Origin of the sequence: Ornithinibacillus californiensis (assembly GCF_001038485.1) — a bacterium.
In the GTDB taxonomy this organism is placed as follows: Bacteria; Bacillota; Bacilli; order Bacillales; family Amphibacillaceae; genus Ornithinibacillus; species Ornithinibacillus californiensis.
Genome location: NZ_LDUE01000036.1, coordinates 114,003 through 136,013, shown reverse-complemented (window position 1 = coordinate 136,013; position 22,011 = coordinate 114,003). Strand labels below are relative to the sequence as shown.

Below are 22,011 nucleotides of genomic sequence, written 5' to 3'. Positions count from 1 at the left end.
ATCATATTCTGTCATTATCTTAACACAAATACGAACTAACATTCGATTTTCACTTAATTCCATACTATCTATTTTTGCCTAAGTATTCAAGAAATTAGACAAAAAATAAAACAACCGCTTTGATCAAGCAGTTGTCCATCCATTCTAAGGACATATCGTTAATAAGATATCAGATAAAGACTGTTTTTCTAAATAGTTGTGGTACGCATCTATTTTTTGCTTATATATCATTTGTTGTTCATTATTCGTGAAAAAATTCTTTAGCTGTAGCTCGATATTATTTTTGTATGGATCGATACGATTAATCACTCCTAGTTCAACTAATTCCAGCTCATTTACTTTCTCCTGCCCAGGTAAGGCATTACAAGTAAAGATCGGTATCCGCTTCATCAAGCACTCACTCACCGTAACACCACCAGGTTTACTAATAACAGCATCTACTTGGTTATACAAATGATTCATTTCTTCTTTACTTTCAATATATTGTATTGGTTGAACATAGGGGTGACTCCATTCTGAAAGGCTGTGATACAGCTTTTCATTTTGACCACAGAGAACAGTGTATTTTATTTCTGGATTGGCAGGAATTAGCTTTTCCATTGCGCCTACCCCTAAGCTACCTCCTGTAATTAGGACATGGAGCATTTCATTACGCTGAAGCGCCTGCTTTTCTTGAAAAACTGGATGAACTGGGATACCAGTTATAAATATTCTATCTTCCTCCACACCTAAGTCTAATAAAAAGTTTTTCACGCTAATAGAAGGAACAAGATGGTAATCAATACCCCGTACGCCCCAAACTCGATTCACAAAAAAATCGGTATATACATTTACTGTTATTGCGTTAAGCTTTCCTTTCTCCTTTAACAGGCTCGCAATGTTGGAAGGAAGGCAATGGGTACAAAATAGAATATTTGGCTCGGTTTCTCTCATTAGCTTCTTAAAGAACGAGAGGAACATAGCCTCGTAAAGTATCTGTCTTGAACGTTTCGTTTGATCTTTTACTGCAAGGCGATGATAGAGTAAGTCATATGCTTTAGGCATAATCCTTATCCAATGTAAGTAGGTTGCAGATACCAATCTCTCTATTCTCCCATAACTATAGGAAAGGATATCAACCTTCTCACAGTTGATTGTTTTTACAGCGCGGTTCAATTCCTCCATCACCGCATCGGCAACATGGTGATGACCAGTAGGAATTTGCATAAATGGTAAGAATAGTGCCTCGTCTTTTGACTGTTGTTCCATTTATATCATCCTTACATCCTGTCGCAAATGAATCCCTTGAATTACCAATGATTCTCACAATCCATACATGATATAATCCTTAACGGGGAGGAATTCAGATGTTATATATTATTTCTGGTCTATTACTAATTATCATTAGTTTTCTCATATATAAGGCAAATCAAAACACAAAAGATATTCAAATCAATAAGATTCAAATAGCTACTAAACAACCTACCAAACAATCTAATTTATCCATCCTACACTTATCCGATTTACATCTTGAAAATATTTCTATTACACCATCTCAATTAGCTGACAAACTTCAACATGAAAAACCAGATATTATTGCACTTACAGGTGATTTTCTTGATCGAAAGCGCACCATTCCAAAGTTAGTTCCTTATTTAGAAGTTTTGCAACGTATGAAGCCAAAACATGGTATTTATGCAGTGCTTGGTAATCATGATTATGTCCTAAAAGAACCACACTTATTACAGCTTAAAGAACTTCTAACATCATATGATTGCACTGTCATGCAAAATACAAGTGAAACTATAGAAATTCATAATCAGCGTATTAATATTATTGGTATTGATGATTACAGTACGAATCGTAGTGATTTGCAACAGTCATATAAATACGTTGAAGATGGGATTAATATCGTATTAACCCATGATCCAAATATTGTCTTAGAAATGAATGGCTATTCCTTTGATTATTTACTTGCCGGTCATTTCCACGGAGGGCAAATCCGCTATCCTAAAGCCTATCATCTAGTGAAAATGGGCAAGCTCCCAAGACTCAATATCGTTAAAGGCTTGCATAAGCACAATGATTCACCGTTCTATATTAGTGAAGGGCTAGGACAAACAGGTGTCAACATTCGAGTTGGTAGTCGTCCAGAAATTACCCTTCATGATATTGCGATCTAGCTTTTCCATTATATCTTTTCACTAGCTCATCCTTGGACATAAACAAATATACAGGTTCATGATGCATGGATGAGCTAGCTATATAATTTATTGGCGTAAACGTTAGACGTTTATAAGATCGGTATAGCGCGTTATGAATAGAGACATTATCGAAGCCTAGACGGGTAGACCCTTTATGTAGGGTGGTTATACCAATTATCCCCTTTATTTCCCCATAACGAGGATGTTTACGTACATATTCCGCTAGAACTGGCATGGCACGTTTCACCATATGATAAATATAAACTGCTCGCTTTGTATCACTAGTCACTGCATACAGTTCATTCATTATTTTCACATTATGAAGGTGGATTTTAATGAGTAAATCATTCTTATGAATGATCGTCCCGTCTTTTAATATCGTACTCCTTCCTTTGTATCTAGTTAAGCGAACGCGAAATAAGGTTGGTTTTTGTTCCTGGTCTCTAACATACCTCAATCTAGTAAATGAATAATATACTGGATCGAATACATTCCAGGCTCCTAGTAAATAGCTTTTCATCCATATGATTATCCTTCCTGTACATAACTTTCATCTTTAGTTTGGATAAAATATGGAAAAATATTAAAAAAATCCGTACCACAAATTTTCTTTGGTACGGATTTCTTTATACTTATTTTGTTTTTCGATATGGTTCTCCAGCAAACAATAATCCTAACTCATGATGGTCACCTTCATATAAGGCACTCTGTACAAAACGAATTTCTCCACGATGATCAAGTAATTCTACTCTGAAGAAAGAGCCTGTTTGTTGTAGTGCTTCATATAAATCGTCTTCACTATGTATCTTGACACCATTAACTTTCGATACAACTTCACCAATTAATATGTTTAAGCGATCTGCTGGTGATCCAGGGATTACTCCAAGAACCGTTAGTCCATTATTTCTATGATTAAAATACGGACTCTTCGCTTGGTCCTTCGTTCTGAACCGATAATGTATAAACTCTCTACCCAAAATGGCCACTACAACCGTAACAACAGCTAACCATGAATAGAAGATACTCCCTACAGCTATAACAAACACAATAACCGCTAAACCTAAAAGTTTCATAGCAAGTTGATGTGCAGCCTCATGTGGAAGACTACCTCGTACAGCAAATTCAGTACCTAGTACAAAAGGTATTAATACTAATGCAAAATCCCCTCCACCAATCGGTAAAAATGGCCAATAGTTTGCAAAAGGCTCAATAAGGCCTGATGGAACTAATGCAAAAAATGGTATAATGGCAAACTTCTTAATCATATGTCTACCAATCCAGGTGCCTCTACTACCGAGAACAATTCCAGGAAATGTTTCATTTTGCCGAATCCTACTTAAGAAATGAGCTTCAACAAATAAAAATAAAGCTAGTATGATAGCAATAACAGAAAAGTTCACTTCCCCAACGGATGGTAGCCAATTGATTTCACTAGCAAGCAACGGGATTAACATTAACACGACAAAGGTAATTCCTACTGTATAGGTAGGTGAAAGCAGTGTAAATCTACTTGTTAGACTTACTAGTATAGTAACAATGCTTAGCACAAAGATAACTTCATAGGAAATTACCATACCTACGCCGATAGTAATGACGGAAAAAAATAGACCTATGAAAATAGCAAATCCCCAAGTATCCTTCCACTCCGTAAATACATCATAAACCTTCGTACCAAAGTTTCTTCTTTCTTCTTTAATTCTCTTTATCCCTACGAGCACAATACATGCTATAGCCCAATATAACAGTGGGTTTAGAAATACTTTAGCGATTCCTTTCCCAACTTCTAATAACCAATCCTGTATCATCTATGATCACCTTCCAAACTGCAGTCCCGCTTTATAAACAATTATAACCTTATATATTCGTCATTTGTCGAATGTTTTCCTGCTTTTTATGAAAACCTTTTGTATATTAATCAAGAATCCAAACAAAAAGGAACCTGCATTTATAAAGCAGATTCCTTTTTACATTATTGATGAACGATTTCTAGTGCTTTTTCTAGTTGAAGATCGTCTTCGCCACTTCTAATTTTTTCAATAATTTTTGTTTCTAACATTCCTGCTGTTTCTTTATCTACCTTACCGGTAACTTCTAGTTCATTATCTTGTTGAAATGCTTTAACGGCTTCCTCTGTTTCTTTGCTAAAGTAACCGTCCATCCTCTCTGTATCATATCCTAAACCACTGAGCATTAATTGAATGTTTTCTATTTTACTACCGGATTGATCATAGGCCAAGGGTTCTTCAATTTGGACTGGAGTTGTGAAATAGTACTTCGGTTGGTCAACTTTTACTGTTGGCTCTACCCCTTCTTCATGCACCCAAGTTCCTTCTGGTGACAACCATTTAAAGAACGTTAATTTGACCGTACTGCCGTCGCCTAATGGAACAGCTTGTTGAACGGTACCTTTACCAAAGGTAGTATTCCCTACTACTTGATAGCCAATTTCCTTCATCGCAACGGCTAGTATTTCTGAAGCTGATGCACTTCCTTCATCAACTAAAACAGTTATTGGATATCCTTTTTTCTCTTTCAATTTGGAATAATAAGGGGATTTGTTTCCTTCTTGGTCCTCAATTTGAATATAAGGAACATCTTCTGGGACAAATTGGCTTAATATCTCCTCCACAGAGCTTAATAGTCCTCCAGGATTTCCGCGAACATCAATGACTAACCCTTCCATACCATCATCTTCTAAAGCACTAAGTTGAGTTAGAAAGTCCTGTGAAGTCGTTTCAGAGAAATTCGTAATCTCAATGACTCCAGTTTTCTTCCCATCGATTGTTTTCATTTCAGAGTATACAGTCTCAATTGGAATCGTATCACGAACAATAGTTATTTCAAATGGTTCTGGTGCCCCTGCACGGAGAATAGTAAGAACAACCTCTGTTCCTTTTTCTCCACGAATTAATGCTACCGATTCATTTAAATTGTAACCGTCTAGTGATTCACCATCTACCTCTAATACTTGGTCATTTGGTCTTAGACCTGATTTTTCAGCTGGGGAATCCTTAATAGGTGAAACAATGGTTACAATCCCATTAACCATGCTAACCTCTGCACCTATACCTTCAAATGAGGATTCAATTTGTTCATTGAACTGTTGCATGGTTTCTATATCCATGTAAGAACTGTAAGGGTCACCTAATGTTGCTAGCATCCCTTCAATAGCTCCTTCAATTAATTGTTGTTCATCTGCACCTTCCAAGTAATTAGTCTTAATTAGATGATAAGCCTGTGCAACCTTTGACCACTGTTCAGGTAATTTGGCATTTCCATTACCTTCCTTATCGCCTTGTTCAGCCTGATTATCCTCAACGAGATTATTATCTTCAATTATTTGTTCCGGTTCATTAGGCTGTGCAATGTTTGCCCCAATATACGCACCAATAAACCCTAAAAATAATGCTCCAATCAAAATAAGCACGATATGTACTTTATTTAATTTCATGTGATCACCCCAGTATTAGTTATATGTTAGATAGTAATCTCAAACAACAAAATTATCGAACTCAAGAGATTATTTCCGTTGATTCAAAACTACTTATTCTAATATCATATCGAAAAATCGTACAACACGCCAAACTTTTTCTTAAACCTCCTGCAAAATTTATTATATCTATAGTTAAAAAGTGAAGCTAAAACAGCTAATAAAATAGGAAAAGGCATTACACTAGCGCGTGCAATGCCTTTGTAATTTGACTTATTAAGGTAAATAATTTAATGGATTTACGTTATTTGAGTTTGGTGGATAGAATCCTTTCCAACCACCTTTGTGTACTTCAAAGTGTAAGTGTGGTCCTGTTGATCTACCAGTGGACCCTACATAGCCAATTATCTGACCCTGGGTTACTACCTCACCATCCCCTACAGCAAAACCGTTTAGATGGGCATATAAGGTTGTATAATCAACGCCATCTATCTTCGTCACAACTAGAATGTGGTTACCGTACGTACCTGATAGGTTTCCTCTTACTGCAACCCCATTAGTAGAAGCATATACAGGTGTACCCGTCGGTGCACTTATGTCAACTCCTAAGTGGAAGCTCTGTTGATAAGTAATAGGGTCAACACGGACTCCGTAATTAGAAGAACGATAACCTGCCGCTGGCCATATGAAAGAAGAACTATTAACAGTAGTACTGTCTGATAACTGATTTAAATTATTTTCTGCAATTTCTCTAGCTCTTGCTAAGGCTTGCTCTTGCTTACGAATCATTGCTTGTTCATCTTCCAATGTGAACATGTATTCTTCCAATTCTTCATGCTCTTTTTCAAGCTGAGCTAGTAAACGTTGTCTTTCAGCCTTTTGGTCATCAAGCTGATTTTGTAAAGCGACTAGCTCTTGTTTCTGAGCCTCAAGAGCTACCTTTTTATCTTCCACATCGCTTCTTTTAGCTTCGATTTCTACTTTGTTGTCTTCTACTGCTACTTTTTTGTTCTCAACCTCTTGTTTATCTCTTGCTAACGAATCGATAATATTCTTATCCTGATCCATCATAATATTTACAGCAGCTGTTCTAGAAATAAAATCAGAGAAGCTCTTAGAACCCAAGATTACTTCCAGATACATCATTGGGCCACCACTTCGTTGAATAGAACGCAGTCTCTCAGTAAGTAACGCTTCACGTTCATCAATACGTTCCAGTAATGCTTCTATTTCATTTTTCAACTGTTCAATTTGTTGTGTAAGATCATTTATTTTTGCCGTTAAATCATCAATTTCTTTATTAGTCGAATCTATTTCACCTTGTTTGGCATTAATAGAATTCTGAGTGTTGGTTAACTCTTGTTCTAATGATTTAATCTGACCTTGAACTGTATCTTGCTTAGTTAAATTTTCTTCAATTTTTTGCTCTGTACTACTTTTATCATTTTGAATTTCTTTTTCTTGCTCTTTTAATTCTAATTGTTCTTTTTCTAGTTCTTCGATTTCTTGTTGAAGCTCATCCTTTGATTGAGCAGAAATTTCGTTACAATCAACCACGACACTTAAACATATTATCAGGCCAATAACTATACTCGTTCCAATCCTTCTTCTCATCTATTCTTCCTCCTATCCTTCAAGTAGTCTAGTAAACTATGTAAGGTACAGTAGGAAGAGAAATACAACTTATTCTCTTCCCCACTGAATGTAATTTAAACTTTTAGGAATTTACGGACACTCATTAAACTTCCCCACATCCCGATACCTGCTCCTATCAACAGAATGATTAAGGATAACTGCCATGCAAACGGATTGAATGGTAGAATTTCAACGAAGCCAATAGAACTCATTCCACTTATACTTGATTCGATGAATTTATATCCACCAAGCACTGCTACAATTGGAATAATTGAACCTAACACCCCTAGAAGAAATCCCTCTATAAAGAAGGGTCCTCGAATGAAGCCATTGGTTGCACCAACTAATTTCATAATTCCAATCTCTCTACTCCTTGCCATAATAGTAAGTTTAATAGTGTTAGAGATTAAGAAAATAGCGGTTAGAACTAGACCCGCGATTAAGATTATCCCTATTGTCCGCGCATAATCAGTAAACTTAAATAAGTTTTGAGCAACTTCTTGTCCATATGTTACAGAATCTACACCATCTAATTTCTCAACTGCTACTGCAATAGCCTGCGTCTCATGTGGATCATCTGCTTTTATAATATAAGCATGGTTTAACGGGTTTTCCTGCTCGTACAGTGACCAAACCTCGCCACCTTCACCCATACTTTCAATTAAACTAGTTAATTCTTCTTCTTTTGATGAAAATACAACGTTAGATACACCTGGTAACTTTTCAATTTCCTGACCAAGTTCAAGTACTTTATCTTCATCAGCAGCCAAATCAATTAACACTTTTACAACTACATCTTCTTCGATTTTTTCCGCCATATGGTTAAGGTTTAAAATTAAACCTAAGAATGCTCCGACTAACAGCAAGGTTACCGTTACGGCCCCAACAGAGGCTACTGTCATCCAGCCATTTCGGAGAATGTTTTTTACACCTTCACGAAAATGCCGTTTGATCGTTCTAGCTTTCATAACCGTAATCACCTCGATGCTCGTCTCTCACAATCATGCCGTCTTCAATTGCAATAACACGCTTTTTAATTGTATTTACGATTTCTTTACTGTGAGTAGCCATGAGAATGGTTGTCCCACTATTATTAATCTCTTCAAACACTCGCATAATGTCCCATGATGTCTCAGGGTCTAAGTTCCCTGTAGGCTCATCCGCAATGACAATTTTAGGACGATTCACAATAGCACGAGCAATGGATACACGTTGCTGTTCACCACCAGATAATTCACTTGGAAAGAATCGCGCTTTATTTTTCAAACCCACTAAATCTAATACTTCCATCACCCGCTTACGAATATTACGAGGGGTTTCCTCAATAACCTCTAAAGCAAAGGCAACATTTTCATAGATAGATAGTTTAGGAAGAAGTCGGAAATCCTGGAAGATAACTCCCATATCTCTACGAAGTAAAGGAACGTCTTTTTCCTTTATCTGACTAACATCCTTATTATTAATATAAAGTGTTCCTCGTGTTGGTTTTAGCTCTCGATATAGTAATTTAATAAATGATGACTTACCAGCACCACTTGGTCCAACGATGTACACAAATTCGCCTTGACCTATTTCGACATTTATACCATTCAAGGCAGTTACACCGTTGTCATACGTTTTATATACGTCTTTCATTAGTATCATAATTTAATCACCTTTTATATGTCATTAGTCATAAAGTCTTATTTTTTTCAAGTTTCTCTTACATTATAACATCATTCAACAACTTTTTTAGACAAAAAAATATTACATTTATATTTCAAGGCCGTTAATATATAGGAAATTGTAGAAGATTGCGGTTGTTTACTGGTGAATAGGTAATTAGTAATAGTTTCCAAAAAAATAAAAAGCCTAAACTGATTATCTCAGTTTAGACTTCCTCAGTGTGTAATGTTATTTCTTCTCTGCTAGCCAATCTGCAAGGTCTTGTGCCTCAGCATCAGATATTCTTCCTTCAAATGCAGGCATGCCGCCTTCTTTACCGTTTAAAATAATATCTTTTAATTCATCCGAAGTATACTTAGAACCGATAGCTGTTAAGTTTGCAGCTCCACCAGCAAGGTCAGCACCATGACAAGCTGCACAGTTTGATTCATAAACCTCTTCAACTGCAGAAGCAGTTTCGCCACCATCTGTTTGACCTGCATCGTTTGTTGCTCCGTTGTCATCCGCTTCATCTTCGCCACCACATGCACCAAGTACTAATACAGAGCCAAATAGAATTGCTACTAACCACTTTTTCATAATAAAAATCCCCCAATCAATGTTTGGAATTACTATCCGTCAAATTTAGTATATCCCTTAATAGAAAATATACCAGCCACATTTCTGCCACATTTTGGATAAACATGAATATTTATCAAGGCTGATGGCACTTTTTGACAAATTTAGTAACTTAATAATATGTTTCCCATTATTGGGTGATTCAAACATGTTATAGCTGCGAACGTAAGTAAGCATCGATAAATGGATCGAGTTCTCCATCCATAACAGCCTGTGTATTACCTACCTCTACATTGGTGCGATGGTCTTTAACCATTGAATAAGGATGGAATACATACGAACGAATTTGACTACCCCAGCCTATTTCTTTTTGCTCACCACGGATATCGGCTAATTCTTGTTGCTGCTTTTCAATTTCCATTTGATAAAGCTTTGATTTCAACATTTTCATTGCAGCTTCTCGGTTCTTAATCTGCGACCGTTCATTTTGGCATGTAACAATTGTATTTGTAGGGATATGAGTAATACGTACTGCAGAATCTGTCGTATTGACGTGCTGTCCACCAGCACCGCTAGCCCGGTACGTATCCACTTTAATATCCTCTGTTCTAATCTCGATATCAACATCATCATTCATCTCTGGTGTTACATCACAAGAAACAAAAGACGTATGACGACGTCCAGAAGAGTCAAAAGGAGAAATTCGCACTAAACGATGAACCCCTTTTTCTGCCTTTAAATAGCCGTACGCATTATGTCCCTTAATAAGTAAGGTTACACTCTTCACTCCTGCTTCTTCACCAGGTAGATAATCCAATGTTTCCACAGAGAAGCTATGTTGCTCCGCCCAACGCTGATACATCCTTAGGAGCATACTTGCCCAGTCTTGTGATTCCGTACCACCTGCACCTGGGTGTAACTCTAAAATAGCATTGTTCGCATCGTACGGTTCGCTTAGTAACATCTGTAATTCAAAATCATTGATTTCTTTTTTTAATGTACCAAGTTCTTCCACTAAATCGGATAATAGTTCAGCGTCATTTTCTTCTTTTGCCAGTTCATAAGTGACTTCTAAATCTTCGTATTGGTTGGCGATACTTTCAAAACTATTTACAAATCCTTTAAGACCATTCGCTTCGTTAATCACAGTTTGAGCTGCATTTTGGTCATCCCAAAATCCTGGAGCAGTCATGTCGTGCTCTAATTCGGAGATGCGGGCTTTCTTTGCATCTAAGTCAAAGAGACCCCCTAAAGTCCGCTATGCGGTTATTCATATGATCTAATTCGTGTCTAATTTCACTAAATTCCATATTGTCACCTCTAAGATTCTTGTTTTTATTTTATTGTTGGTTAAAGTATTCACTATCATCGTTTAATTAATGATTTCTGTCGAAAATGATGAATAGAGAGGACTATCTTAACATCATTTCAGTGTTGGTTACTGCTCATAATGACGATTAGATGCCTTCTTAACTTCATTTCACTCTTACTTCCTACTCAAAATGACGATTAGACGCCTTCTTAACTTCATTTCACTCTTACTTCCTACTCAAAATGACGATTAGGCGCCTTCCTAACTTCATTTCAATCTTGGTTCCCACTCAAAATGACGATTAGAAGCCTTCTTAACTTCATTTCACTCTTACTTCCTACTCGAAATGACGATTAGATGCCTTCTTAACCTCATTTCACTCTTACTTCCTACTCAAAATGACGATTAGATGCCTTCTTAACCTCATTTCACTCTTACTTCCTACTCAAAATGACGATTAGAAGCCTTCTTAACCTCATTTCAATCTTAGCTCCTGCTCATAATGACGATTAGAAGCCTTCTTAACTTCATTTCACTCTTACTTCCTACTCAAAATGACGATTAGATGCCCTCTTAACTTCATTTCATTCTTACTTCCCACTCAAAATGACGATTAGAAGCTCAAGTTCTCTCAAAAAGGTCTGACTCCCTTAGGGGGTCAGACCCTTGATTCTTTATTGACCATGACAGTTTTTGTATTTTTTGCCGCTTCCACATGGACAAGGGTCGTTTCGGCCAACGTCTTCCTTTTTCACATATGGTTTACGTGATTTTTTCTTTTCTTCTCCTCCACCTGATACTGCTTGTGTATTTTTCACAACCGCTTGGCGTTGGAGATTTTCACGTATTTGGGCTTTCATGATATAGCGTGATACTTCATCTTCAATGTTTTCAACCATTGCTTCGAACATGGCGAATCCTTCTAATTGATACTCACGTAATGGGTCGTTTTGGCCGTATGCTCGTAAATGGATACCTTGACGAAGTTGGTCCATCTGATCGATATGGTCCATCCATTTTGTATCTACAGTTCGAAGAAGAATAACTTTTTCGAATTCACGCATTTGCTCTTCGGACAGTTCAATTTCTTTCTCATCATAACGAGCTCGAACCTTATCCATAATAAGCGCATGAATTTCTTCTGTATCTTTCCCTTTCAACTCATCTAGAGTCAACGAATCCTGTTCTAATAAGTTACCTTGAACATATTCAATAATCGCTTGGAAATCCCATTTCTCTTCATCTTCATCCTGTGTATGGGTGTTAATAACACGTTCTAATGAAGAGCTAATCATATTCTCAATAATTACGCGAAGTTCATTTCCTTCTGCATCAATAACTTCAAAGCGCTGTTTATAAATAATTTCACGCTGTTCTCTTAATACATCATCATATGCCAATACATTCTTACGTGCATCATAGTTATTACCTTCTACACGTTTTTGAGCAGATTCCACTGCACGAGAGACGAATTTATTTATAATTGGCTGGGAATCATCCATACCCATTTTATCCATCATATTTTTCAGATTATCTGAACCGAAACGGCGCATCAATTCATCTTCCATGGATAGATAGAATTGAGACATCCCCGGGTCCCCTTGACGACCAGAACGTCCGCGTAGCTGGTTATCAATACGTCTTGATTCATGACGTTCTGTACCAATTACAGCTAACCCACCAAGCTCTAAAACACCTTCTCCAAGCTTAATGTCGGTACCACGTCCAGCCATGTTGGTTGCAATCGTAACTGCACCCTTTTGACCTGCATGCTCAATAATTTCCGCTTCACGGTAATGGTTTTTCGCATTTAATACGTCATGCTTTACGCCAGCTTTTTTCAAATACTGCGAGATCAATTCGGATGTTTCTACGGCTACTGTACCAACTAGTACTGGCTGTCCTTTTTTGTTACGTTCCTTAATATCTTCAACAACTGCTCTAAATTTGCCGTTGACCGTACTGTAAATCTTATCCGGATGATCGACACGGGCTATTGGCTTATTAGTAGGAATGGCCACAACACCCATATTGTAAATACTGCGGAATTCCTCTTCTTCTGTTTTCGCCGTACCTGTCATACCAGCAAGCTTATTATACATACGGAAAAAGTTCTGGAAAGTAATCGAGGCAAGTGTCATACTTTCATTTTGAATCTTAAGACCTTCTTTTGCTTCAATTGCCTGGTGCAACCCATCACTATAGCGACGGCCTTTCATTAGACGTCCTGTAAATTGGTCAACGATTACAACTTCGCCTTCTTCAACAACGTAATCGGTATCACGATGCATCGCAACATGTGCACGTAATGCTTGACCAATATGATGTGTTAATGTGACATGATTGAGATCAAAAAGGTTTTCTACATTAAAGTAGCGCTCAGCCTTATTTATACCTTCTTCGGTTAGCTGTGTACCTTTTGTTTTCTCATCATACGTATAGTCCTCTTCACGTTTCAAGGTGATAACAAATGAATTGGCTTGCGTATATAAGGAAGCTGATTTAGAAGCAGAGCCAGAAATTATTAACGGTGTTCTTGCTTCATCAATTAGAATTGAGTCAACCTCATCTATGATTGCAAAGTTTAACGGACGTTGTACCATTTGCTCTTTGTAAAGCACCATGTTATCACGTAAATAGTCAAATCCAAATTCATTATTCGTTCCATATGTAATATCAGCTTGATAGGCTTGATGTTTCTCTTCCTTGGATAGACCATTGGTATTTAAGCCAACAGTTAAACCAAGAAATTCAAATAATTGACCCATTTGCTTCGAGTCACGATCAGCTAAATAATCGTTAACCGTTATGATGTGCACCCCTTCATTAGAAAGTGCATTTAAGTAAGCCGGCATCGTAGAAGCTAATGTTTTACCTTCCCCTGTTTTCATCTCGGAGATATCACCTTCATGTAGTACAATAGCACCCATTAACTGCACCTGGAATGGACGCATGCCTAATACACGTTTTGAGGCTTCTCTAACTACTGCATATGCCTCTACTAATAGGTCATCTAAGCTTTCACCGTTAGCATAGCGAGATTTAAATTCTTCTGTCTTTTGTTTTAATTGGTCGTCAGATAACTTTTCAATATCCGGCTCTAAAGATTCAATTTGATCAACAATACTTTGAATACGGTTTAGTTGTTTTTTATTTCCATCAAACATTTTTTTAAGAAAACCTGCCATCGTTACGCTCCTCAATCCTGTAGTGAAACAATAATAATGTATAAGTAAAGATGGTTATTTCATCTAACTCATATTAATAAGTTCACTACCTATATTCTTCAATTTCTATTTATGTATCTTCATTATTATATACTAAATAATAACACTACTTAATTCCATATGCCAACTACATCACTATGTAGAAGAATACTTTTAGAAAAAATATCAAAGGCGATCCCGTTGTTGAGATCGCCAGTAAGCACTAATTAATTATTTGGTTCAATCAAGCCATATTTACCATCTTTACGACGGTACACTACGTTAGTATCTCCAGATGCTGCGTTTTGGAAAACATAGAACGCATGCCCTAACATATCCATTTGTAAAACTGCTTCTTCAGAATCCATTGGTTTTAGGTCGAATCGTTTTGTTCTTACGATTTCAATTTCTTCCTCAGATTCTTCTACTTCATCAATCACTTCTGCCAAACTAGAAGTAACGAATTTAGGACTTCCATTTTGACGGAATTTACGATTTACTTTTGTTTTATATTTACGAATTTGTCGTTCTAATTTATCAATTACTAAATCAATTGCTGCATACAGATCAAGATGTTCTTCTTCGGCTCTCAAGAGTAGGTTGGTCATCGGTATCGTAACCTCGATACGCTGCTTGTTATTATAGACACTTAAATTCACATGTACATCGGAAGTTAAAGGGCTTTCAAAATACTTTTCAAGTTTACCAACCTTCTTCTCGACATACTCCCTAATTGCTTCTGTAACTGTAAGATTTTCACCACGAATGTTGAATTTCATAAAGTGTCACTCCTTTTCTACCTTTGTATATATTATACTATATTTCCCAGTAAAATTCCTGCCTAAACATGTCCAAATTGTAAACTTATTAGTCTAAAAAACTCGAAAACCCTTAATCTCCTTGACGTCATGCGGTTTACACAGCCTTTACAAAGAATTAATAAAAAAACTTCTAGAAGTTTTCCCTCTAGAAGCTACTCTATTATTTACGTTTATCCATAAACATCCCATCAATGGTCTGCACCTTGTCATATGGATTAGTATATTTACGATTGGAATTCTTTTGTTTCTTCACTTGTTTCATTTCATTTTTCAAACCTTGAAATAGGCTATCTAATTTTTGTTGGACTTCTGTATTTAATGGAAGTAGTTCTTTTCCCATTTCTAATTCTTCTGTAGAATATGGTTCCTTTGCCTCTTCCATATACACGCCACGTTGAAGTAATAATGAATTGACCTCTTGTATTACATTCTGACGATCATTTGATGAAAAGTCCGCATCTAATAGTTGTTTCATTTTTTGTGTAATATCATAGATTGGCTTTACGCGATTCATTATACATGTTCACCTTGCGCATACTGTTTTTGTCTTGTTTTTAGAATGACTTGTTTCCAAGTATCTCTAAATTCGACGACAAAACCTTCCACTTCCTCTAAAATTGTTATATCGTTCTTCAAGTTGGCTTCCATGAGGCGATGATGCATGTAATCATATAAAGGCATAATCTGGTTAGAAATTTCAACTTCTTGGTCCAATGTGATCATTAATTCCTGAATAATCCGTTGTGCCTTTTGGATATTGGTATTTTTTGCTTCAATCTTATTTTCTTTTATATCTTTCATTGCTTGTTTAATAAATTTGATGCATCCGTTATATAACATAAGTGTTAATTCACCGCCAGTAGCAGTGTTAACAGCATTATTCTGATATGCTTGATATGGTTTATTTAAAGCCATAAGGTAAAACTCCTTTATGAATTATTGGACTACATTCCGCCGCCGAATTGTGATAACAATTGAGCAGACTGATTGTTCAAACGAGAAATTGCTTGTTCCATAGCACTGAATTGACCCCAGTAGCGATTCTCAATTCGTACTAGACGATCCTCAAAATCTGATATTCTCGTATCTAAATCCTTAATTCGTTTTCCTAGTGTGTAGTTATCAAGTGTACTTGTTGTTTTACCTGCCCGTTCCTCTATGCGTTTCATTGTTGATTCGATAGAGTCTTCGAGACGGTTTATTAATCCACGGCTTGGGTCAGTCTTTGATTCTGTTGAGTTGGAAAATAACTTATATACTTCATCTGGATTTTCTCTTAAAGCATTTTTAAGTTCTTCCTCGTCTACTTTTAACTTTCCGCCGTTCATATAATCTGCGGTAGTTGAAATACCTATCTGTGTTAATGAAGTAATAGAGCCCCCGGTTTCAACCTTCTTATACCAGGTCTGTCTTAAATCAAAAATGGCAGATGTTAAAATGGAATCACCACGTAGAATACCACTCTTTGCTCTCTCTTCCCAGAGCTCAACCTGCTTTTCATCCATCTCTTCTTTTTGTACATCAGTCAATGGCTTATAATCACGATAACGTTCTTCTGTTTGAGAAGTATTGATCATATCGACAATTTCATTATATTTGTCGACGAACTTCATAATGGAGTCGAATGCGTCATTGACGTTGGTGCTTACAGAAAGTGTAGCATTTTTATCGCCAGTTACATTTTTAAATTCAAAATTCACACCGTTCATAGTGTAAGTATTAGATTTAGATTCTAAAGTAACACCACTATTATTGTAGATGAATTTTGCATTAGTTCCGCCATTTTCTCCACCTATCATTTCACCGGTGCCATCGTCTATTTTCTGCAAAGTCATTCCAAGTTCAGTAGCGAAAAACGAATTACTATCAAATCCTATTTCATTTCCATTAAAAACATTTGAGTCAGTATTGTAATTTCCTGTCTTATTAGTTTCTAATATAACCCTTTTAGAAGTCTCATCGTAGAAAGCACGAATATGACCTTGATCATTAATTTTTTTAAGTACATCTTTTAGTGAGTCTCCTGCTTTCACATCGACTTCAACGGCTCGCATTCCTGCCGCTTCCGTATCTGTTGCATCTTGGTAAACGTAATAGGTAAAATCTCTACTAGTTACCTCAGATTGACTATCCAATGACTTTGAAGCATCAAAGTCTATTGGCTCACTAATATTTATTGCAGGAGAAGCTAATTGTGTAACTTTTATTGAGTATGAACCCTCAGCTGTACTTGATGATGCTGTGGCGGTTACAGCACTATCCATGGTAGAACTAACAGACTTAGAGTTATACGTACTACTCATCTTCATATCTAAAATTAAATCATTATCCATTTCATAAAGCTTTTGATAGATTTCACGATATCCATCGCGTTGCCATTCAAGTAATGTACGGTCTTGGGCCATCCGATCTAATGGCATTCTTTCCGCATTCATTAATTTCTGAATGATTTCATCGGTATTAATACCGGAAGCCAAACCACCGATACGCATATCCATTTCGAATCACCTCTTATATCTTCTTGTCGATTAAGAATCCCATATAGTCTGCCATCGCAGCATACATATCTAGTATTTTTTTAGATGGGATTTCTTTGATTACCTCGTTCGTATTCGGATTCACTACGGTAACGTAATATTCATTCAGTTCTTCATGTAGTTGAAATTTAAGGTTAGTACGTATTGGTTCAACAAAATTATTTAACTTCTCAACTGCTGTTTCTACTTGTTTTATGGAAGGTTCTCTATGATTCTCTTTCTTTGGTTGATTTTCTTGCACAACAGTTCTTACTTCTGCTGCTTGTCTATTGTTGTATTGACTGTTTTGCAAGGATTGTGTTCCAACTGATACAGACTCTACTTGCATCCCCTGCAACTCCTTACAAACATGTTTTTATTTATATCGGATTAAAACAACAAATAGTTAACTATTATCTAATTAATCGTCTTTCTGACTGAGTAATTTTATTAAGTCAGCAGAAATATTAGCAGCTTCATTATTTTGATTTTGTATATCTAAGTATATTTCCTTACGATAAATTTCTATATTCTTTGGAGCAGCAATACCTAATTTAATTTGATCTCCTTCAATAGCTAAGACTTTAATTTCAATATCATCACCAATTTGAATCGCGTCATTGAGTTTTCGTGTAAGAACAAGCATCACTACACTCCTTCCCGAGTGACAGCTGGTTTAATGGAAGCTTTACTTTCATAGTCATCAGAGTTAAGAATAAATTGCTTACCGAGCATCTTTTTCTGATTAATGATGATTGGCGCCTTCAGATTAATCGTACTAGCATCAAATGGTTCTTTCAGAGTTACGATTGTTGCTATTAACACATCTTTTTCACTTTCAATCTGTAGAGATTCTATTGTAGAATCATCTAATTTAACCGTATAGTCCGTGTAAAAATGATAGGGATTAGTAACAATAAAAGCTAAATCACTAGAGTGGATCGATTGCAAAAACTGAAAAACAGGATTACCTGGTATATTTAATAATACAAATTCCTTTTCTTCTAGAAAGCCCGGAATACCGGATGGAAAATTGATAACCTGACCATCTTCAATTGTTATGTCACCCAAATATTTAGTTACTATATTCAATTCAGTCACCCTTTCTTATTTATCACTTGGAAAAAGATTCACAAAGTCTATCTCTAAATTCTGGTGTTGCCCTAACGAGATATCTACTGATCCTGGAATGTAATTTATCTCAGGTTTATTAGCACGCGCTTCTATAATTGGTTTATTTGGTTTTGCATCAATGGTTAATTCAGATGGTTGATAATTTATTTTTACAGCGAATGCCGATGGAATAAACTTAATTCCTAATGCTTTTTGAGGTTTGTGACCATTTTGTATTGCTTGGCTTGCTATAGGGTTTCCCTTATTTTCTATCTTCATTAATTCAGTACCTTGGGATGCTCTTCTAGCCGTCCCCTCTGAAACAAATTGTTTACCTTGTTGCGCAAATTCTTCTATGGAACGTTTCGCAGATTTAAGATTCATAGCTTCCCATGCTTGCGTTTGATCTATTGTTAATTTCGAGGGGGTTGTCCTCATCGTTATTTCTGCATGTGGTTGTTGTATCGATAAATCGGCTTTAGGCTGCCTTATTTCTTGTTTAGCAGATTGTGTTGAGACGCTGATTTTAGCCATTTGCGATTGTATCCGTATTTGAGGTAATTCCAATTCCATCCCCCTCTTTCATCATAAGTATCGTCAAAAAGTAAAAACCCTTAACCCTTATTCGGGCTAGGGTTCCAATTACCGTAGAAAATCTACTAATGTCGGTTGTATGATTCTAGATCCAGTAGAAAGTGCTGCACGATGAATACTTTCTTGTGTGATTAATTGCGTAATAACTTCTTCATAATCAATGTCTTCGTTCTTAGACATCATTTGTGTAGCAGAGATTTCTTGGGAGCCTAGACGGTTTTCGATTAGATCTAGTCGGTTCATTCTTGCTCCAAGGTCTGCACGGGCATTTAAGACATTATCGATGTTGTCATCAATTGCAGCAAGACTAGCTTCAATACCTTCTTGGTTTCCATCATCTAAATCTTTGATTAACTGCTGGATATTTACAAATGATGTTTCCCCAAATATCCCAGTTGCATCTACATTAGCTTTTAGTTCAATTCCTTTGGAAACTTCTATATTAACGGGACTGGAATCTATTTTAAGTTTTTCAGGATCGATATTTCCTGTCTCATCCGTTATTGGTTTCGTAATAGGTTGTACATCTGTATTCGTACCATTAAAAATATACTTCCCATTTACATTTGTGTTTGCAATATCTACTAGATGCTCTTTTAATTGCTCAATTTCCTCTTTGATATTCTTTCTTTCTGAATCATCATACGTATCATTACTCGCTTGAACAGCTAGTTCACGGATACGCTGTAAAGCCTTGGTTGCTTGATCAAGTGCATCATCAGTATTATCCATCCAATTGTGCACTTCATTCGTATTACGCTGATATTGTTCCACCTGTAATAACTGGCTACGATAGTCCATCCCTTTTACAGCAACAACGGGATCGTCAGAAGGGCGGTTGATTTTTTTACCAGTGTTTAATTGGTCCATATACGTACCCATGTTATCGTAACTCTTGGAAAGATTGCGTAGCATATTATTGGATAACATTGATTGTGTTACTCGCATGTATTAAAACCTACCTTCCTACAATTCCCATATTGTTAATGATACGGTCTAGAATTTCATCCACTGCTGTCATGTTTCTAGCTGCAGCGTTGTATGCATGCTGGAATTTAATCATATTCGTCATTTCTTCATCCAGTGAAACAGAGCTTACTGACATTCTCTGCTCTTGGACTTGCGAACGAAGCACAGACGTATTATTAGCCATCCGATTTGATTCCTGAGTAGCCACTCCTAAACCACCGATGACTCCCTCATAGAAGCTCTTTATAGTTGCTCCATTATTAAATGGGTTAGTTGCTAGTTCCTTATCCATGACATCAGCTAACTTTAAGGCGTTTTCGCCATTTCCACTGTTACCGTTGCCACTTGCGGCTATTAATCCATTATCATCAATAATATCCTGAGAAACTGAGACTTCTCCAGTATCTTCATCGATGCTAAAAAACTCAAAATCAGCTTCAGGTTTTTCACCATATAGAGTATAACCATCAACATTATGAACAGAATTAAACTCCTCGACAAATTCCTGTGCCATTAGCTCTATATTTGCAATCATATCTTTAAAATTAACTTTTTGTTCATCCGTAGTAGCACCATTACCGTAGACCTCTAACAAAGAGCTTAGTGAACCACTGTTTGAAGAAACTTTAAAATCTCCACCAGCAATTTTTACTGTTATATCACTACCTGTGTCTTGGAAAGAGAATTCCTGATAAGTAGCTCCATCAGATTCTGGATCAACTAAATTCGTAATTACTGCTCCACTATCATCAACAAGTTCAATCCTAGTTAGTCCACCAGCGATATCGAGCGCACTATCTGCACTTTCAACTCGGTGAACTTTTATATTCACAATTCCTGATAATTCATCAACCAATCGATCTCTTTCATCATACAAATCGTTCGGCAAATAACCGTGTGGCTCTAATTCTTTGATTTGATTATTGATTCTATCAATCTGTCTTATTAATGAATTAGCATCTTTTACGGTTACTTCTACTTGTTTACCAATATCTTTCTGCATGGACTTTAGATTACCAGTTAAATAATTAAACGTATCTGCAACTGCTAAACCACGCTGAACAACAACTGACCTTGCCCCTGTGTTTTCCGGATTCACTGCTAAATCCTGTAGAGACTGCCAAAACTTGTCCATTGTATTTGCTAACCCACTATCGGATGGTTCATTTAATAGACTTTCCATGCGATAAAGTGATTCAGACATCGTTTCCCAATACCCCGCCTTACTATTCTCGGCACGATACTGTAAGTCTAGAAAACTATCACGAATACGCTCCACTGATCCAGCTTGAACACCTTGACCTAATTGTCCAGGTATTTGTGGACGGTTTCGCGAGCCGGTTGGATATGCTGGAAGGGTTTCAAAGTTGACACGCTGTCTTGAATAGCCCTCCGTATTCGCATTAGAAATATTATGACCAGTTGTATATAAAGCAGATTGTTGTGTATATAGCGCTCGTTTCGCCATCTCCAAGCCGTGAAATGTACTCATATTGTTTCTCCTTCTCTACCTTTTTTAAGCCTTCGAATCAAATACCGAACGATTGATAGCTGGTTTGTCATTGTCCTTGCCATAATTCATATTCTTTAAGGAAGGGCTAAGCAGATCAATAGATAGTTGAACAAATTGCATGGATTGCTGTATCAATGCCATATTTAATTGTTCCTGTTGCTTCAGTTTGACGATAAATTCCGTTAACCGTACAACACTATTTTCTAATGCCTTCTTTTCCGCTTCCGACTCAGTATGATTCAGTAAATTCGTAACCGTAGCCTCTTCTTTTGGATCCCCATGATAGGAAAACCACAACGCCACCTCTTGCTGACGCTTTTCTTCCGCTTGATCTAATTGTTGAACTAGTTTACGTTCCTTAATTAAGACGGATTGTAGTTTCTCCACATTACCTTCTTTAACAACGGCAGTTTTTTCGTGAGACACCGCTAAAAGCTGTTCATGAATTGTTGTGAGCTTATCTAGTTTTTCAATAATTGCTTGCACGGACATCAAT

Annotated in this window: 22 protein-coding genes; 1 reads left to right on the top strand and 21 read right to left on the bottom strand. The window is 36.6% G+C overall.

Annotated elements, in window-relative coordinates:
* Positions 1-144: 144 nt before the first annotated feature.
* Positions 145-1,248, bottom strand: a complete 1,104-nt coding sequence (locus TE34_RS09220; RefSeq protein ID WP_047984523.1) for an MGDG synthase family glycosyltransferase — start codon at positions 1,246-1,248, stop codon at positions 145-147.
* A 98-nt stretch (positions 1,249-1,346) separates the two neighbouring features.
* On the opposite strand from TE34_RS09220, the gene TE34_RS09215 reads away from it, so the two are divergent.
* On the top strand, positions 1,347-2,162 hold the full coding sequence (locus TE34_RS09215) for a metallophosphoesterase (RefSeq protein ID WP_047984522.1): 816 nt from the start codon (positions 1,347-1,349) through the stop codon (positions 2,160-2,162).
* Here TE34_RS09215 and TE34_RS09210 read toward each other — a convergent pair.
* From TE34_RS09210 to TE34_RS09115, 20 genes are all read right to left on the bottom strand, one after another.
* Complete coding sequence (locus tag TE34_RS09210) at positions 2,137-2,703, bottom strand: YkoP family protein (protein ID WP_047984521.1); 567 nt, start codon at positions 2,701-2,703, stop codon at positions 2,137-2,139. The two genes, TE34_RS09215 and TE34_RS09210, sit on opposite strands and share 26 nt — an antisense overlap.
* A 112-nt stretch (positions 2,704-2,815) precedes the next feature.
* The gene (locus TE34_RS09205; RefSeq protein WP_047984520.1) at positions 2,816-3,988 is read right to left on the bottom strand and encodes a PDZ domain-containing protein; all 1,173 of its coding nucleotides are present in this window, start codon (positions 3,986-3,988) and stop codon (positions 2,816-2,818) included.
* 164 nt (positions 3,989-4,152) lie between these two features.
* Positions 4,153-5,634 carry a S41 family peptidase gene (locus TE34_RS09200; RefSeq protein WP_047984519.1) on the bottom strand — a complete coding sequence of 494 codons (1,482 nt, stop codon included), beginning with the start codon at positions 5,632-5,634 and terminating at the stop codon, positions 4,153-4,155.
* 255 nt (positions 5,635-5,889) lie between these two features.
* Complete coding sequence (locus TE34_RS09195) at positions 5,890-7,227, bottom strand: murein hydrolase activator EnvC family protein (protein ID WP_047984518.1); 1,338 nt, start codon at positions 7,225-7,227, stop codon at positions 5,890-5,892.
* A 95-nt stretch (positions 7,228-7,322) separates the two neighbouring features.
* Positions 7,323-8,216 carry a permease-like cell division protein FtsX gene (ftsX, locus tag TE34_RS09190; RefSeq protein ID WP_047984517.1) on the bottom strand — a complete coding sequence of 298 codons (894 nt, stop codon included), beginning with the start codon at positions 8,214-8,216 and terminating at the stop codon, positions 7,323-7,325.
* Entirely contained in the window at positions 8,206-8,892 is a 687-nt protein-coding gene (ftsE, locus tag TE34_RS09185) for a cell division ATP-binding protein FtsE (RefSeq protein ID WP_047984516.1), read from the bottom strand. The genes ftsX and ftsE overlap by 11 nt, the downstream gene beginning before the upstream one ends.
* 249 nt (positions 8,893-9,141) lie before the next feature.
* Positions 9,142-9,492 (bottom strand): c-type cytochrome, encoded by a 351-nt coding sequence (locus tag TE34_RS09180; RefSeq protein ID WP_047984515.1) that lies wholly within the window; start codon positions 9,490-9,492, stop codon positions 9,142-9,144.
* 190 nt (positions 9,493-9,682) lie between these two features.
* Positions 9,683-10,781 (bottom strand): peptide chain release factor 2 gene (gene prfB / locus TE34_RS09175; RefSeq protein WP_236687138.1). Its coding sequence is split into 2 segments (ribosomal slippage): positions 9,683-10,717 and positions 10,719-10,781, totalling 1,098 coding nucleotides; the frame shifts between segments, so codons are not numbered across the junction.
* A gap of 676 nt (positions 10,782-11,457) precedes the next feature.
* Positions 11,458-13,971, bottom strand: coding sequence for a preprotein translocase subunit SecA (gene secA, locus TE34_RS09170; RefSeq protein ID WP_047984513.1), 2,514 nt, complete (start codon positions 13,969-13,971; stop codon positions 11,458-11,460).
* A 245-nt stretch (positions 13,972-14,216) separates the two neighbouring features.
* A complete protein-coding gene (hpf, locus tag TE34_RS09165; protein WP_047984512.1) occupies positions 14,217-14,768 on the bottom strand; it encodes a ribosome hibernation-promoting factor, HPF/YfiA family in 552 nt (183 codons plus the stop codon).
* A 202-nt stretch (positions 14,769-14,970) separates the two neighbouring features.
* A complete protein-coding gene (locus tag TE34_RS09160) occupies positions 14,971-15,324 on the bottom strand; it encodes a flagellar protein (protein WP_047984511.1) in 354 nt (117 codons plus the stop codon).
* The gene (fliS, locus tag TE34_RS09155) at positions 15,324-15,725 is read right to left on the bottom strand and encodes a flagellar export chaperone FliS (protein WP_047984510.1); all 402 of its coding nucleotides are present in this window, start codon (positions 15,723-15,725) and stop codon (positions 15,324-15,326) included. Before fliS ends, TE34_RS09160 begins: the two co-directional genes overlap by 1 nt.
* Before the next feature lie 29 nt (positions 15,726-15,754).
* On the bottom strand, positions 15,755-17,308 hold the full coding sequence (locus TE34_RS09150) for a flagellar hook-associated protein 2 (protein WP_047984509.1): 1,554 nt from the start codon (positions 17,306-17,308) through the stop codon (positions 15,755-15,757).
* Between the two features lie 13 nt (positions 17,309-17,321).
* Positions 17,322-17,675 (bottom strand): flagellar protein FlaG, encoded by a 354-nt coding sequence (gene flaG, locus TE34_RS09145; protein WP_053075031.1) that lies wholly within the window; start codon positions 17,673-17,675, stop codon positions 17,322-17,324.
* Positions 17,676-17,747: 72 nt separating this feature from the next.
* Entirely contained in the window at positions 17,748-17,972 is a 225-nt protein-coding gene (gene csrA / locus TE34_RS09140) for a carbon storage regulator CsrA (RefSeq protein ID WP_047984508.1), read from the bottom strand.
* Positions 17,973-17,974: 2 nt separating this feature from the next.
* Positions 17,975-18,427 carry a flagellar assembly protein FliW gene (gene fliW, locus TE34_RS09135; RefSeq protein WP_330218310.1) on the bottom strand — a complete coding sequence of 151 codons (453 nt, stop codon included), beginning with the start codon at positions 18,425-18,427 and terminating at the stop codon, positions 17,975-17,977.
* A gap of 6 nt (positions 18,428-18,433) precedes the next feature.
* Positions 18,434-19,006 carry a DUF6470 family protein gene (locus TE34_RS09130; RefSeq protein WP_047984506.1) on the bottom strand — a complete coding sequence of 191 codons (573 nt, stop codon included), beginning with the start codon at positions 19,004-19,006 and terminating at the stop codon, positions 18,434-18,436.
* 75 nt (positions 19,007-19,081) lie between these two features.
* Entirely contained in the window at positions 19,082-19,981 is a 900-nt protein-coding gene (gene flgL / locus TE34_RS09125) for a flagellar hook-associated protein FlgL (RefSeq protein ID WP_047984505.1), read from the bottom strand.
* 10 nt (positions 19,982-19,991) lie between these two features.
* A complete protein-coding gene (gene flgK / locus TE34_RS09120) occupies positions 19,992-21,494 on the bottom strand; it encodes a flagellar hook-associated protein FlgK (RefSeq protein ID WP_047984504.1) in 1,503 nt (500 codons plus the stop codon).
* A 24-nt stretch (positions 21,495-21,518) separates the two neighbouring features.
* On the bottom strand, positions 21,519-22,007 hold the full coding sequence (locus TE34_RS09115; RefSeq protein ID WP_047984503.1) for a flagellar protein FlgN: 489 nt from the start codon (positions 22,005-22,007) through the stop codon (positions 21,519-21,521).
* Between the last annotated feature and the right edge of the window lie 4 nt (positions 22,008-22,011).

Coding starts and splice junctions, on each gene's coding strand:
- secA (WP_047984513.1), bottom strand. CDS start 13,971: ATGGCAGGTTTTCTTAAAAAAATGTTTGATGGAAATAAAAAACAACTA.
- TE34_RS09210 (WP_047984521.1), bottom strand. CDS start 2,703: ATGAAAAGCTATTTACTAGGAGCCTGGAATGTATTCGATCCAGTATAT.
- TE34_RS09195 (WP_047984518.1), bottom strand. CDS start 7,227: ATGAGAAGAAGGATTGGAACGAGTATAGTTATTGGCCTGATAATATGT.
- flgK (WP_047984504.1), bottom strand. CDS start 21,494: ATGAGTACATTTCACGGCTTGGAGATGGCGAAACGAGCGCTATATACA.
- TE34_RS09160 (WP_047984511.1), bottom strand. CDS start 15,324: ATGAATCGCGTAAAGCCAATCTATGATATTACACAAAAAATGAAACAA.
- TE34_RS09150 (WP_047984509.1), bottom strand. CDS start 17,308: ATGGATATGCGTATCGGTGGTTTGGCTTCCGGTATTAATACCGATGAA.
- TE34_RS09180 (WP_047984515.1), bottom strand. CDS start 9,492: ATGAAAAAGTGGTTAGTAGCAATTCTATTTGGCTCTGTATTAGTACTT.
- flgL (WP_047984505.1), bottom strand. CDS start 19,981: ATGCGAGTAACACAATCAATGTTATCCAATAATATGCTACGCAATCTT.
- ftsE (WP_047984516.1), bottom strand. CDS start 8,892: ATGATACTAATGAAAGACGTATATAAAACGTATGACAACGGTGTAACT.
- flaG (WP_053075031.1), bottom strand. CDS start 17,675: ATGCAAGTAGAGTCTGTATCAGTTGGAACACAATCCTTGCAAAACAGT.
- TE34_RS09115 (WP_047984503.1), bottom strand. CDS start 22,007: ATGTCCGTGCAAGCAATTATTGAAAAACTAGATAAGCTCACAACAATT.
- ftsX (WP_047984517.1), bottom strand. CDS start 8,216: ATGAAAGCTAGAACGATCAAACGGCATTTTCGTGAAGGTGTAAAAAAC.
- TE34_RS09200 (WP_047984519.1), bottom strand. CDS start 5,634: ATGAAATTAAATAAAGTACATATCGTGCTTATTTTGATTGGAGCATTA.
- hpf (WP_047984512.1), bottom strand. CDS start 14,768: ATGAAATTCAACATTCGTGGTGAAAATCTTACAGTTACAGAAGCAATT.
- TE34_RS09215 (WP_047984522.1), top strand. CDS start 1,347: ATGTTATATATTATTTCTGGTCTATTACTAATTATCATTAGTTTTCTC.
- TE34_RS09220 (WP_047984523.1), bottom strand. CDS start 1,248: ATGGAACAACAGTCAAAAGACGAGGCACTATTCTTACCATTTATGCAA.
- fliS (WP_047984510.1), bottom strand. CDS start 15,725: ATGGCTTTAAATAAACCATATCAAGCATATCAGAATAATGCTGTTAAC.
- csrA (WP_047984508.1), bottom strand. CDS start 17,972: ATGCTTGTTCTTACACGAAAACTCAATGACGCGATTCAAATTGGTGAT.
- TE34_RS09205 (WP_047984520.1), bottom strand. CDS start 3,988: ATGATACAGGATTGGTTATTAGAAGTTGGGAAAGGAATCGCTAAAGTA.